We start from the raw sequence: 13,143 nt of genomic DNA, 5'->3' as shown, positions 1-13,143 counted from the left end.
GATCAGGCTTCTCCAACCGTTTCGAACAGGACGGCATCGACGGCGCGCTGCGCGTCCATGCCGGACCAGACGACGAATTGAAACGCCTGATAATAGGATTCGCAAGCGTCGAGTGCGCTCGAAAGCAGAACTTCGACCTGCTGGTTGGTGGGCTCGGCGCCGCCGGCAAGCAGCAGCGACTGGCGGAAGATCACCACTTCCTCCTGGCGCCACAGATCGAAGTGGCCCATCAAAACCTGCCCATTGATATGGGAGAGCAGACGGATGACTTCGTTGACCCGGCTTTCCGACACCTTGATGTCGAAGGCACAGGCCAGGTGCAGCGCCTCGAATTCCTCCATCCAGGAGAAGGAAACGTGGTAGTCCGCCCACTTGCCTTCGACCGTCATGGCGATTTCGTCTTCGCCGGATCGTTCGAACGACCAGTCGTTATTGGCAGCCACGAACTCGATCATATCGACCGGGTTGGATTGGCGCTCGACTTCCATTTCCAAAAGGCTCATGCATCACCCTGCATAGGTGTGGCACGGGCATGCGTCATCACGCTCACAAGACGCAACGCCGCAAACCCAACACCGATTACAAACACGTATGATTGCTGAACTCACATCCATCCTGGCTGACTTACCCTGCCCGGAGCTTACGTGGTTCGTTTCGAATCATCATTTAAAATCAGTGTATAATGGCGGAGTCAGGCTGCCAGCCCCTCGGCCCAAAAATAGCCGTGAACAATCGCGTCCACGTTGTCATGTGAATGAAGCGGTTGAGCTTAACTGACTCTGCCATAAGGGTTTTTTGGCAGTGTCCACAGGTGGAAAACTTTTCAGGTTTTATTAACCACCCATCATGCCGTTTCAGACCTATGCGGCTGAACCACAGCAAAACGCCCGCAGATGAGGTCCGCGGGCGAAGTAAAAACGCTGAAATGCCGTTATTTCAAGGGAATCGCGTTACTTGCCCGTATCGACGAGACGCGCTTCGAGAGCCTCAATACGGGCCAGAAGCGCATCGTTTTCCTCGCGCGCCTTGATGGCCATTTCCTTGACCATTTCGAACTCTTCGCGCTTGACGACGTCGAGCGAATTCAGCGCCCGCTCCGCCTGCGCCCGGAAGGCCGTTTCAACCTCGCGGCGCACGCCTTGAGCGGCGCCGGCAGCATCGGTCATCAGCTTGGCAAAGTCATCCAGGATGCGGTTGGTGCCTGTGCTCATCGTCGCGATCTCCATATCAGCCATCGCCTCTAAAGGCGCGATGCGGTCCATGGGTTTCAGGTAGGGTCACCGGCCGCGCGATGCAAGAAAAATCACGCGCGCCATCACGGCTCCCTTCACGACCCTGTGTCCGGGGCGCGCATTGCCGCCCTTGACCGAGGTGAAATCGCTCGCCATGGTCCGCCGAAACAACCGGCCCGGCACGAGAACAATAAATTGGAAACATTAGCGACCCGCCTCGCCATCCTCCCCTTCCCCGAAATCGACCCCGTTATCGTCCAGATCGGCCCGCTGGCCATCCACTGGTACGGGCTCGCCTATGTGGCGGGCATTCTGCTCGGCTGGTTCTACGCCCGGCGCCTGGCGATGAACGCCTCGCTCTGGCGGGACGACAAGCCGGCCATCACGCTGCAGCAGCTCGACGACTTCCTGCTGTGGGCCGCCGGCGGCATCGTGCTCGGCGGCCGCATCGGCTACATTCTCTTCTACGATCTCGGCTCAGTGCTCGCCAATCCGATCCGCGCGCTGGAAATCTGGAACGGCGGCATGTCGTTCCACGGCGGCTTCCTCGGCACGACACTCGCCATGATCCTGTTTGCGCGCAAGAACAAGATCGCCATCTGGAGCCTGTTCGACATTGTCGCCGCCGTCGTCCCGATCGGCCTGTTCTTCGGTCGTATCGCCAACTTCATCAACGGCGAACTCTGGGGCCGCCTCTCGTCGATGCCCTGGGCGATCGTATTCCCGACCGGCGGTCCGTTCGCCCGCCACCCGAGCCAGCTCTACGAGGCCGCCCTTGAAGGTATCGTCCTGCTCTCCGTCCTCGCCTGGTTCATCTATCGTCGTCACGCGTTGAAATCCCCGGGGCTCGTCACCGGCATCTTCGTGCTCGGCTATGCCCTGAGCCGCATTTTCGTCGAATTCTTCCGCGAACCGGACGCGCAGATCGGCTATCTTGTCGGTGGCTGGCTGACCATGGGCATGCTTTTGTCGCTGCCAATGGCGCTCGCCGGCATCTGGGCCATTGCCCGGGCGCGGCGCGCAGCCACCTGAGAGCGGATGGGGCAAGGGCGCGCGGCTATTCCGGCCGCCGCCCCGCGAATTGGACGAAGGCATGACGACACCACTTGCGGACAAGATCAAGGCGCTGATCAAGACCCACGGGCCGATCAGCGTCACCGATTATTTCTCGCTTTGCCTGGCGGATCCGGAGCACGGCTACTACCGTGTGCACGAGCCCTTCGGCAAGGAAGGCGACTTCACCACGGCGCCGGAGATCAGCCAGCTCTTCGGCGAGATGATCGGCATCTTCCTCGTCCATGCCTGGCAGCAGCACGGCAAGCCTGAGGGCGCCGTGATTGCTGAAATCGGCCCCGGCCGCGGCACGATGATGGCCGACATGCTGCGCGTCGTGCGCCGCCTGGCACCTGATCTCTATGCTTCCGCCGGCGTGCATCTCGTCGAAACCAGCGAACGGCTGCGTAAGGTGCAGTCGGAAACGCTCGCCGCCCATGGTCACAAGGTCGAATGGCACACGAGCTTCGAGACCCTGCCGGAAGGCTTCCTGCTGCTTGCCGCCAACGAGCTTTTCGACGCCATTCCGATCCGGCAGTTCGTGCGCACGGCGCAAGGCTTCCGCGAGCGCATGGTCGGGCTTGATGCCACGGACGAACTGACCTTTGCCGCCGGCGTTGCCGGCATCGATCCCGAGCTTCTTCCGACGCCGGCGCAGGGTGTTGCCGAAGGCACGATCTTCGAGATTGCTCCCGCCCGCGACGCTGTCATGTCGGCCCTCTGCGAACGGTTGAAGATCAGCGGCGGCACCGCCGTGATCATCGACTATGGCCATATGGCCACCGGCTATGGCGATACGCTGCAGGCCGTGCGCGATCACGAATACGATCCGCCGCTCGCCAGCCCCGGCCGCGCCGATCTCACCAGCCACGTCGATTTCGAGCAACTCGCCCGCCGCGCCAAGACGGACGATGTGCAGATCAACGGTCTTGCCCACCAGGGCGATTTTTTGGTCGGCCTCGGTCTTCTGGAACGCGCCGCGGCCCTTGGCCGCGACAAGGATGCGCTGACGCAGGAAACCATCCGCCAGGACGTCGAGAGGCTTGCCGGCGCAGGCGCCGGAAAGATGGGCGAACTGTTCAAGGTCCTGGCCGTCAGCAGCCCGCCGGTGCCGCTCTCGCCGTTCCGCAAACCGAAGGCTTGAACCTCCACCCGACGGCACCCCTGCCGTTCGGGAATTGACAGCCCTGCCGTCGCGGGTCAACATCGCGCCGGCAAATCAAGAGCCAGTCGCCGGGCCGGAGCGCGCGCCCAAACCCATTGATTTTCCTGATAAAGCAAAGGCGAATATACCAATGCAGCATGACGCCGCGCTCTCTCCTGTGCAAAGCTCGCTTTTCAGCGAGAAGGCCGGACCGGCAATCGCCCATGGCTATTTCACCCGAACAGGCGGCGTTTCCGAAGGGATCTATCGCGGCCTCAATGTCGGGCTTGGCTCCAAGGACGAGCGTACCCATGTCAACGAGAACCGCGCCCGCGTCGCCCGCTGGTTCGGCGCCTCGCCAGAGCGCCTGGCGACCGTGCACCAAGTCCATTCCCCAGACGCCGTGGTGGTCGACGAAAGCTACGACGGCGCCCGCCCCGAGGCCGATGCGCTGGTGACGGCAACGCCGGGCATCGTGCTCGGCGTGCTCTCGGCCGATTGCGGCCCCATCCTCTTTGCCGATGCCGAAGCCAACGTCATCGGTGCCGCGCATGCCGGCTGGAAGGGCGCGCTCGGTGGCGTGCTCGAAAGCACCATCGACACGATGGTTTCGCTCGGCGCGCAGCGCGAGCGCATCGTCGCCTGCCTCGGCCCGTCGATCAGCCGTCGGAACTATGAGGTCGGCTCCGAGTTCGTAGAACGCTTCGTCGCGGCGAACGAAAGCTACGCCACTTTCTTCCGGCCTTCGGAGCGCGACGGCCATGCCATGTTCGACCTGCCAGGGCTGACGATCAAACGGCTGGTCGAAGCGGGCGTTGCCGCCGAGAATCTCGACATCTGCACCTATGCCGACGAGGAGCGTTTCTTCTCCTATCGGCGCACGACCCACAGGCAGGAACCGGACTACGGCCGACAGATTTCCGCCATTTGCATACGAGGGACCTGACATGGCGCTTCACTTTGCCCAGGAAGAATATGCAAGCCGTCTCGAGCGGCTGACGGAGAAGATGCGCGAGGAGAAGCTGGACGCGGTGCTGCTTTTCGCCCAGGAGAGCATGTACTGGCTGACCGGCTACGACACCTTCGGCTGCTGCTTCTTCCAGACGCTGGTCGTCAAGAAGGACGGCTCGATGGTGCTTTTGACGCGCTCGGCCGACCTGCGCCAGGCCCGTCATACATCGAACATCGAGCGTATCGAGATCTGGGTCGACCGGGCCAATGCCGACCCGACCATGGATCTCAAGAACCTCTTGAGCGAACTCGACCTGCTCGGCTGCCGCATCGGCATCGAATACGACACCCACGGCATGACCGGCCGCGCCGCGCGGCTGATCGACCGGCAGCTACAGACCTTTGGCGAGCTGATCGACGCCTCGCATCTGGTCGGCCGCCTGCGCCTGATCAAGAGCGAGGCGGAAATCGCCCATGTCGAAAAGGCCGCAAGCCTTGCCGACGACGCGCTCGATGCCGCCCTGCCCCTCATTCGTCCTGGCGGCAACGAGGCCGACATTCTGGCCGCGATGCAGGGAACGATCCTTGCCGGCGGCGGCGACTATCCGGCCAACGAGTTCATCATCGGCTCCGGCGCCGATGCGCTGCTCTGCCGCTACAAGTCCGGACGGCGCCTGCTGGACAGCCAGGACCAGCTTACGCTGGAATGGGCCGGCGTCAGTGCTCACTATCATGCGGCGATGATGCGCACCGTCGTCATCGGCGAGCCGACCAATCGCCATCGCGAACTCTACAGCGCCTGCCGCGAAACCATCCAGGCGATCGAGATGGTGCTTCGCCCCGGCAACACCTTCGGCACCGTCTTCGACGTGCACGCCAGGATCATGGACGAACGCGGCCTTGCCCGCCACCGGCTGAACGCCTGCGGCTATTCGCTCGGCGCCCGCTTCTCCCCCTCCTGGATGGAGCAGCAGATGTTCCACCTCGGCAATCCCCAGGAGATCGAGCCGAACATGTCGCTGTTCGTGCACATGATCATTATGGATTCCGACAGCGGCACCGCCATGACGCTTGGCCAGACCTACCTCACCACGACAGACACGCCGCGCGCGCTGTCGCGTTACGGCCTGGACTTCATTTCTGCTTAGGGAAATCCGCCTAGACTTGCGTTCGTAATGGCAGACGACAGGAGACGTTTCAGGAAACTGCCGCGAAGAAACGGACGGACGGTTTGAACATGCGAAAGCTCACCACGCCCATCGTAGCTCTTGGCCTCGCCATTGCGCTCGCCGCCTGCAACAGCACCGAGATGCTGACGCCACAGGTTGACGTCGGCGGGGGAACTTTCCGCTCGCCGCCGGTGACGCAATCCGACCTCGACGCCATGTCGACGCAGACGGCGATGGCGCCGGTGCAGCGCGAACCCGTCAGCCAGACCACCGCCTATTCGCCTCAGCCGGCTCCGTCGAACACACCGACGGCCTATGCCACCGGCGACGCGACCTACACCGATCCGGCCGGCACCTTCGAGGGACAGGCAAGCCGGCTTGCCGCCGGTTCCGAGCCCGTCCAGAACACGATCGAGAGCCGCCAGGCACCGGTGGAACAGGCGCCAATACAGCACACGCCCGTCCAGCAGGCGGCGGCCGCAGCCGAAGAAATCCAGAGCCAGCCAACCGTCGCCGCATTGCCGAAGGCAAGTGCTGCCGCGAGCGGCACGATCCGCTTCCTGCCGATCATCGGCGCACCGGTCCAGGCGGTGACACCGCTTTCCAAACAGCTCGGTGCCGACGCTCGCGCCCGCGGCCTGACGATCAAGGGCTCGGCCGACGCCAGCAGCGAGCATATCCTCAAAGGCTATTTCTCGGCACTGAAGGACGGCGACAAGACGACGGTCGTTTATGTCTGGGACGTGCTCGACGGCAGCGGCAACCGCCTGCACCGCATCCAAGGACAGGATCAGGTTTCCGGCGGCGGCACGGATTTGTGGAGTGGCGTTCCGGACACAACCATGCAGGGAATTGCGACGAAAACCATCGACGCCTATCTCGAATGGCGGCAATCTCAAGCCGGTTGACACAAAGTTTTTAGGATATTGGCCTTCGCGGCGCAGCATTCCCCTTGCATTCAAGTTCAGTCTCGCTAAAAAGCGGCCGATCAGCTCTGAACGGCGGCCATCCGCAAAGAATGACCGCGATTGGAATGGCTCTCGGAATCTGCGCGGAAAACACCGCTGCCGGAAAAGTACCGGACGGTGACCGCGCCAGCTCAAGGCGGTCCGTCAATGAAGGTTTTCGCAGGTAATTCGAACCGGCTTCTGGCCGAAGCGATCTGCAACTATCTCAACCTGCCTCTCGGCAAAGCGACGGTACGCCGTTTCGCCGATCAGGAAATCTTCGTCGAGATCGGCGAAAACGTACGCGGCGAGGATGTCTTCATCATCCAGTCGACCTCGTTTCCCACCAACGATCACCTGATGGAACTGCTCATCATGATCGACGCGGTGCGCCGCTCCTCCGCTCGCCGGATCACCGCCGTGCTTCCCTATTTCGGCTATGCCCGCCAGGACCGCAAACCCGGTCCGCGCACGCCGATCTCCGCCAAGCTGGTCTCCAACTTGATCACCGAAGCCGGCGCCGACCGCGTGCTGACCCTCGATCTTCATGCCGGCCAGATCCAGGGCTTCTTCGACATCCCGACCGACAACCTCTATGCGATCCCGATCCTGGCGCGCGACGTCAAGGAAAACTACGACCTGAAGAACGTCATGGTCGTTTCGCCGGACGTCGGCGGCGTGGTGCGCGCCCGTGCGCTCGCCAAGCGTCTCGACTGTCTGCTGGCGATCGTCGACAAGCGCCGCGACCGTCCGGGTGAATCCGAAGTCATGAACGTCATCGGCGACGTGAAGGGCAAGGACTGCCTGCTGATCGACGACATCGTCGATTCCGGCGGCACGCTCTGCAACGCGGCCGAGGCGCTTTTGAAGAACGGCGCGACGAGCGTCACCGCCTACATCACCCATGGCGTTCTTTCCGGCGGCGCGGTTGCCCGCGTTACCTCGTCGATGCTGAAGGAACTGGTCATCACCGACTCGATCCAGCCGACGACCGCCGTCCAGTCAGCCCACAATATCCGCGTCATCTCGACCGCGGGCCTGCTCGGCGAAGCCATCAGCCGCACGAGCCAGGAAGAGTCGGTATCGAGCCTCTTCGACTGAGGTCGTCCGGAACGCCCGAATTTCCAAATCGCCGGCGCCATACGCGCCGGCGTTTTTCGTTGCGGGACGCGGTTACTCCCCGAACGCCTGGGCCAGCGGCTGGTCGACGAGATTGTCGATGAACCAGTTGGGATAGACAGGCGCCGGCACGGTCTCGGCATCGAGCGCCGAGATCTCCGCCGCCGTCAGAGCAAGATCGGCGGCGCCAAGATTGTCCTTCAACTGGTGGGGCTTGGAAGCGCCGAGCAGCACACTGGTCACCGCCCTCTTCGAAAGCAGCCAGGCGATCGCCACCTGGGCGACGCTCGCCCGATGTTCGCCGGCGATGCCGCGCATGCGCTCCACCAGCTTGAAGCCCTGCTCCTTGTCGAAGGGCAAAATGTCGAAGCCGGAATAGCGGTTGTCCGGATCGCCGAGATTGTCGCGAGTGTACTTGCCCGAAAGGAAGCCCGAAGCGAGCGGGCTCCAGACCGTCAGCCCCAACCCATAGCGCTGCATCATCGGAATGACGTCACGCTCGACGTCGCGGCCGAGCAGCGAATAGTGCATCTGGCCATGGGTGAAAGGTGCCAGTCCGTTGGCCTTCTGGATTTCGAGGGCCGCTGCCACCTTCCAGGCCGACCAGTTCGAAAAGCCGATGTAGCGCACCTTGCCCGAACGCACGACCGCATCGAGCGCTAAAAGCGTCTCTTCGAGCGGCGTATGCGGATCCTCCTTATGGACGATATAGGCGTCGATCCAGTCGGTTGCGAGCCGCTTCAGGCTCTCGTCAACCGACCAGAGAATGTGACGGCGCGACAGACCGGCCTGGTTGAGCGACGTGCCGGTGCGGAAACCGACCTTGGTGGCGATCACCACCTCGTCGCGACGGGACTTGAGCGCCGTACCCAGGATCCGCTCCGATTGGCCGGAGGCATAGGCGTCGGCCGTGTCGAAGAAATTGATGCCGGCATCGAGCGCCTGCCCGACGAGGGCGTCGGCAGCTTCGGCATCGGTCTTGTAGACCGCGCCGAGGCTGCGGTCGCCGGCAGTAAACGTCATCGCCCCGAAGGCGATGCGCGAAACCACCAGACCGGTATTTCCAAGCGTCGTATATTGCATGTCGATCTCCATCCTCTGAAAGACAGGTTGCAGTTGGACAGATCATGCCGAAGTGGATTGCTATGAAAAACCACCGCTCTCTTGATAGGCTTGGAAGAATTGCTTCATAATCGACGGATGGCGAACGACCCTTTCAACGGACTGAGAGAGTTTCTGGCGGTGGCAGAGGCAAAGAGCTTCACCGCAGCAGCGGCGACGCTCGGCGTCACGCCCAATGCCGTCAGCCAGACGATCAGGGCGCTCGAAGCCCGTCTCGGCCTCCAGCTTTTCGTGCGCACCACCCGGCGCGTTGCTCTGACCGAGGCGGGCCTCGCCTTCCTGAAGCGCGTACGTCCCGCCGCCACCGAGATCGCCGACGCCTATGAGTTGCTCGGCGATTTTCGCGACCGGCCGATGGGCAATCTCCGGCTGACCGTGCCGCGCATGGCCATCCCGCTGGTGCTGACGCCCCTCCTGCCGCGGTTTCGCCAGGCCTATCCAGACGTTTCCGTCGAAGTCTCCATCGACGATGCGGCCGTCGACATCACCGAACATGGCTTCGATGCCGGTATGCGCATCGGCGAAGCGGTCGAGCGCGACATGATTGCCGTCCGGCTGACGCCTGACATCACGTGGGCCGTGGTCGGTTCGCCCTCCTATTTTATCAAGCACGGGCGGCCGTCGACACCCGAGGACGTGACGCGCCACGAAGCCGTCCGCTATCGTTATCCGGGATCCGGCACGATCTACCGCTGGGAGTTCGAGCGCGAGGGGCGCGACGTCTCGGTCGATGCTCCGGGCGCCCTCACCGTCAATGATTTTCAGATGCTCATGGAGATGGCGGAGGCCGGCACCGGGCTTGCCTATCTGCCGGATCTTTCGGTGCGCGACGCCGTTGCGAGCGGCCGCCTCGAACGGGTGCTCGAAGCCTATCTGCCGACGTCGCCAGGTCTTTTCATCTATTTCCCCGCCAAGGCCCAGACACAGCCAAAACTGCGGGCCTTTCTGGACCTGGCGGCAAAAGTCATGCGGGAGCGGACATAGTTCCGCAGCTCACCGTCCACGGAAAACCACGGCACAGGCCTCGCCGCTGCCAAAGAGCCGGGAACGCGTCAGGAAACGTCTCTCCCGTCCGTTGTCGAGCGAAAACATGCCGCCCCTGCCCGGCACCACGTCGATGATCAGTTGCGTGTGTTTCCACACTTCGAACTGGCTGGCGCTGATATAGACAGGCACGCCGCCGATCTCGCCGAGCTTCACGTCATTGTCGCCGACGATGTAGTCACCGGCCGGATAACACATGGGCGACGAGCCGTCGCAGCAGCCACCGGACTGGTGAAACAGGATATCGGGGTGATCCCGCCGGATTTCGGCGATGAAGCCGAGCGCCGCATCGGTTGCAAGCACGCGGGGTTCGCCGATTCCGCTGGATCCTATGAGTTCAGTGGACATTCGCGAGCCTCACTGTTCGAGAGCATTCTGCAAAAAGCCGGCTGAGGCGCGGGTGGAGAGCACGCCTCAGCCGTTGATCGAGCGAGAGGGAAAGGAGGAGAACACCCTCCCTCCCGCTCCTGTCGCCTTCCCCAGGCGGCGGGGAAGGCAGATCCGATCAGAAGAAGCCGAGCGCCTTGGGGCTGTAGCTCACCAGCATGTTCTTGGTCTGCTGGTAGTGATCGAGCATCATCTTGTGCGTCTCGCGGCCGATGCCGGACTGCTTGTAGCCGCCGAAGGCCGCATGCGCCGGATAGGCGTGATAGCAATTGGTCCACACACGCCCGGCCTGGATCTCGCGGCCGAAGCGGTAGCAGCGGTTGGCATCGCGGCTCCACACACCGGCCCCGAGGCCATAGAGCGTGTCGTTGGCGATCTCCAGCGCTTCGGCCTCGGTCTTGAAGGTGGTGACCGAAACGACAGGCCCGAAGATCTCCTCCTGGAACACGCGCATCTTGTTATGCCCGCGGAAAACGGTCGGCTTGACGTAGAAGCCTTCCGACAGCTCGCCTTCGAGCACATTGCGGCCGCCGCCGGTCAGCACCTCGGCGCCTTCCTGTTTGCCGATATCGATGTAGGAGAGGATCTTTTCGAGCTGTTCGCTCGACGCCTGCGCGCCGATCATCGTGGCGCTGTCGAGCGGATTGCCCTGGCGGATCGCCTCGACGCGTTTTACCGCCCGTTCCATGAAGCGGTCATAGATGCTCTCCTGCACCAGTGCGCGGCTCGGGCAGGTGCAGACCTCACCCTGGTTCAGCGCGAACATGGCAAAGCCTTCGAGCGCCTTGTCGAAGTAGTCGTCGTCTTCGGCGAGCACATCGGCGAAGAAGATGTTCGGCGACTTGCCGCCGAGCTCCAGCGTCACCGGAATAAGGTTCTGGCTGGCATATTGCATGATCAGCCGCCCGGTCGTCGTCTCGCCGGTAAAGGCGATCTTGGCGATGCGCGGGCTGGTGGCGAGCGGCTTGCCGGCTTCGAGACCGAAACCATTGACGATGTTGAGCACGCCGGCCGGAAGGAGATCGCCGATCAGTTCCGCCCAGACGAGGATCGACGCCGGTGTCTGCTCGGCCGGTTTCAGCACGACGCAGTTGCCGGCCGCAAGTGCCGGCGCCAGCTTCCAGGCGGCCATCAGGATCGGGAAGTTCCAGGGGATGATCTGACCGACGACGCCGAGCGGCTCGTGGAAGTGATAGGCGACCGTGTCATGGTCAATCTCGCCGATCGAACCTTCCTGGGCGCGGATGCAGGCGGCGAAGTAGCGGAAATGGTCGATGGCAAGCGGAATGTCGGCGGCCATGGTCTCGCGGATCGGTTTGCCGTTGTCGAAGGTCTCGGCCCGCGCCAGCAGTTCGAGATTGTCCTCCATCCGGCCGGCGATCTTCATCAGGATGTTGGAACGCTCAGCGGCCGAGGTGCGGCCCCATTTCTCGCGGACGGCATGGGCAGCATCGAGCGCCAGCTCGATATCGGCGGCATCCGAGCGCGCCACCTGGCAAAGCACACCGCCGGTCACCGGCGTCGTATTGTCGAAGTAGCGGCCGGCCACCGGCTCGCGCCATTCGCCACCGATGAAGTTGCCGTATTTCTGTTTGAACGGGCTTTCGACGATCTTCTGATGCAACATGGTCATTCCTCCCTGAGACCCAGCAATGGAGCTGTGAGGAGGAGCGTGGAGCGGTTCGGTTGTCTTCGATAGTGAGGCGTGATCGCCCGCGACGGGATCTGTTTCAGAATTGAGACAGCCAGGCGCCAGCTACTGTGCTGCAACGCAGCAAACGGGAACGGACACGATCAGAAGCTGCACCTCATCCCCCTGCCGGGACCTTCTCCCCGCGAGCGGGGAGAAGGGGCAAGCGGCAGCCCCCACGTCCCAATCAACGTAGTCACCCAAGCACGAAGACCGCCGTAAGGCACGTCCCCTCTCCCCGTATGCGGGGAGAGGGCTATGGTGAGGAGCAGATCGAGAATGTTGTGCGGTCAGTTGACCTGAAGCCGCTTCATCTTGCGGTAAAGCGTGGCGCGGCTGATGCCGAGCAGATCGGCCGCCATGGAGACATTGCCGTTGGCGCGCGAGAGCACCCGTCGAAGCGCAGCACGCTCCGCATCGGGAAGCTCGCCGGCATCACCCGACGTATCTTCCCGCAGAAGGTCAGAGGCCGGAACTCCGGCGGCAATGCGTTTGTCGTCGAGATCGAGCCATTGCCGGGCTGCACGCGTTGCGCCTAGCACGAGGTCGTCGCGGTCGACGGCGAGAAGCGCCGGCCCGGCGCGATCGACCGGGACCAGCACGATGCGCGCGCTGGCAAAGGCGCGACGGAAAAGGCCTGCCTCGATGCGCGCAGCCGCGTCGCGCACCGCCTGCGACAAGAGCGACATGGTCATTTCGGAGGCGTCCGAGCGGCAGGTGGAGATATCGATGGCCGCGGCCAACCTGCCGAGATGGTCGCGGATCGGCGCCGTGGTGCAACTGAGGCCGATATTGCTGCTGAGGAAATGCTGGTCGCGCTGGATGACGACGGCGCGCTCGTCGGCGATCGCGGTGCCGATGCCGTTGGTGCCGACGCTTGCCTCGCTCCAGACCGTACCCGACCAGAGCCCGACATCGCGAAAATCGGCATCGTCGCCGACGGCGCCGCGGCGTTCCAGCGCCACGCCCTTGTCGTCGGTCAAAAGCAGGCAGCAGCCGGCCCGGCCGACGGTGGCGAACAGCCGGTCGAGTTCACCGCCCGCTTCCAGGATCAGCTCGGCCGACCTCTGCCGGGCAAGCTCGAACTCCATGCCGGACAGTCTGAGCGGCTGACGCCCCTCCTCAGGTGCCAGCCCATGCAGCGTCATGCACCGGCGCCACGAAGCGGCGATCGGCGAACTGGCAGCCGCCGACGGCTGGTGCGCAACCTTGTAGACATAGTCCGAATGTTCCCTGACGGCAGCCATCGGCTTCCTCCCTGAAAGCGTCGTCCGGCGAAATGTCG

The 13,143-nt window shown here is 63.1% G+C and carries 13 protein-coding genes; 7 read left to right on the top strand and 6 right to left on the bottom strand.

The genetic code is table 11. The features are described from left to right. Nucleotides 1-2: 2 nt before the first annotated feature. Nucleotides 3-503: a type III secretion system chaperone family protein gene (locus ASD01_RS09990; protein ID WP_034788736.1), complete on the bottom strand. Its 501-nt coding sequence runs from the start codon at nucleotides 501-503 to the stop codon at nucleotides 3-5. Between the two features lie 447 nt (nucleotides 504-950). Next, the gene (locus ASD01_RS09985) at nucleotides 951-1,211 is read right to left on the bottom strand and encodes an accessory factor UbiK family protein (RefSeq protein ID WP_034789034.1); all 261 of its coding nucleotides are present in this window, start codon (nucleotides 1,209-1,211) and stop codon (nucleotides 951-953) included. A gap of 216 nt (nucleotides 1,212-1,427) precedes the next feature. Here ASD01_RS09985 and lgt point away from each other — a divergent pair, with 216 nt between their 5' ends. The 6 genes from lgt (at nucleotide 1,428) to ASD01_RS09955 (ending at nucleotide 7,597) form a co-directional block, all read left to right on the top strand. After that, a complete protein-coding gene (lgt, locus tag ASD01_RS09980; RefSeq protein WP_034788738.1) occupies nucleotides 1,428-2,264 on the top strand; it encodes a prolipoprotein diacylglyceryl transferase in 837 nt (278 codons plus the stop codon). A 61-nt stretch (nucleotides 2,265-2,325) separates the two neighbouring features. Continuing rightward, nucleotides 2,326-3,429, top strand: a complete 1,104-nt coding sequence (locus tag ASD01_RS09975; RefSeq protein WP_034789036.1) for a class I SAM-dependent methyltransferase — start codon at nucleotides 2,326-2,328, stop codon at nucleotides 3,427-3,429. A 151-nt stretch (nucleotides 3,430-3,580) separates the two neighbouring features. Next, the gene (pgeF, locus tag ASD01_RS09970; protein WP_034788741.1) at nucleotides 3,581-4,375 is read left to right on the top strand and encodes a peptidoglycan editing factor PgeF; all 795 of its coding nucleotides are present in this window, start codon (nucleotides 3,581-3,583) and stop codon (nucleotides 4,373-4,375) included. Nucleotide 4,376: 1 nt separating this feature from the next. Continuing rightward, the gene (locus ASD01_RS09965) at nucleotides 4,377-5,528 is read left to right on the top strand and encodes a M24 family metallopeptidase (protein WP_060643900.1); all 1,152 of its coding nucleotides are present in this window, start codon (nucleotides 4,377-4,379) and stop codon (nucleotides 5,526-5,528) included. 89 nt (nucleotides 5,529-5,617) lie between these two features. Further along, nucleotides 5,618-6,457: a hypothetical protein gene (locus tag ASD01_RS09960; protein WP_034788747.1), complete on the top strand. Its 840-nt coding sequence runs from the start codon at nucleotides 5,618-5,620 to the stop codon at nucleotides 6,455-6,457. 207 nt (nucleotides 6,458-6,664) lie between these two features. Next, on the top strand, nucleotides 6,665-7,597 hold the full coding sequence (locus ASD01_RS09955) for a ribose-phosphate pyrophosphokinase (RefSeq protein WP_034788749.1): 933 nt from the start codon (nucleotides 6,665-6,667) through the stop codon (nucleotides 7,595-7,597). A 72-nt stretch (nucleotides 7,598-7,669) separates the two neighbouring features. Here ASD01_RS09955 and ASD01_RS09950 read toward each other — a convergent pair whose 3' ends face one another. Then, nucleotides 7,670-8,698 (bottom strand): aldo/keto reductase, encoded by a 1,029-nt coding sequence (locus tag ASD01_RS09950; protein ID WP_034789039.1) that lies wholly within the window; start codon nucleotides 8,696-8,698, stop codon nucleotides 7,670-7,672. 117 nt (nucleotides 8,699-8,815) lie between these two features. Between ASD01_RS09950 and ASD01_RS09945 the strand changes: the two genes are divergently transcribed. Beyond that, entirely contained in the window at nucleotides 8,816-9,721 is a 906-nt protein-coding gene (locus ASD01_RS09945; RefSeq protein WP_034788752.1) for a LysR family transcriptional regulator, read from the top strand. 9 nt (nucleotides 9,722-9,730) lie between these two features. Here ASD01_RS09945 and ASD01_RS09940 read toward each other — a convergent pair whose 3' ends face one another. The 3 genes from ASD01_RS09940 to ASD01_RS09930 form a co-directional block, all read right to left on the bottom strand. Further along, nucleotides 9,731-10,129, bottom strand: a complete 399-nt coding sequence (locus ASD01_RS09940) for a DUF779 domain-containing protein (protein ID WP_034788755.1) — start codon at nucleotides 10,127-10,129, stop codon at nucleotides 9,731-9,733. Nucleotides 10,130-10,286: 157 nt separating this feature from the next. Further along, the gene (gene adh, locus ASD01_RS09935; protein ID WP_034788758.1) at nucleotides 10,287-11,795 is read right to left on the bottom strand and encodes an aldehyde dehydrogenase; all 1,509 of its coding nucleotides are present in this window, start codon (nucleotides 11,793-11,795) and stop codon (nucleotides 10,287-10,289) included. 353 nt (nucleotides 11,796-12,148) lie between these two features. After that, nucleotides 12,149-13,105: a helix-turn-helix domain-containing protein gene (locus ASD01_RS09930; RefSeq protein WP_034788760.1), complete on the bottom strand. Its 957-nt coding sequence runs from the start codon at nucleotides 13,103-13,105 to the stop codon at nucleotides 12,149-12,151. Between the last annotated feature and the right edge of the window lie 38 nt (nucleotides 13,106-13,143).

The organism is Ensifer sp. Root423 (assembly GCF_001426275.1).
Taxonomy (GTDB): domain Bacteria; phylum Pseudomonadota; class Alphaproteobacteria; order Rhizobiales; family Rhizobiaceae; genus Ensifer; species Ensifer adhaerens.
The sequence above is the reverse complement of the archived record's forward strand: the minus strand, read 5'-3'. Positions and strand labels throughout refer to the sequence as shown.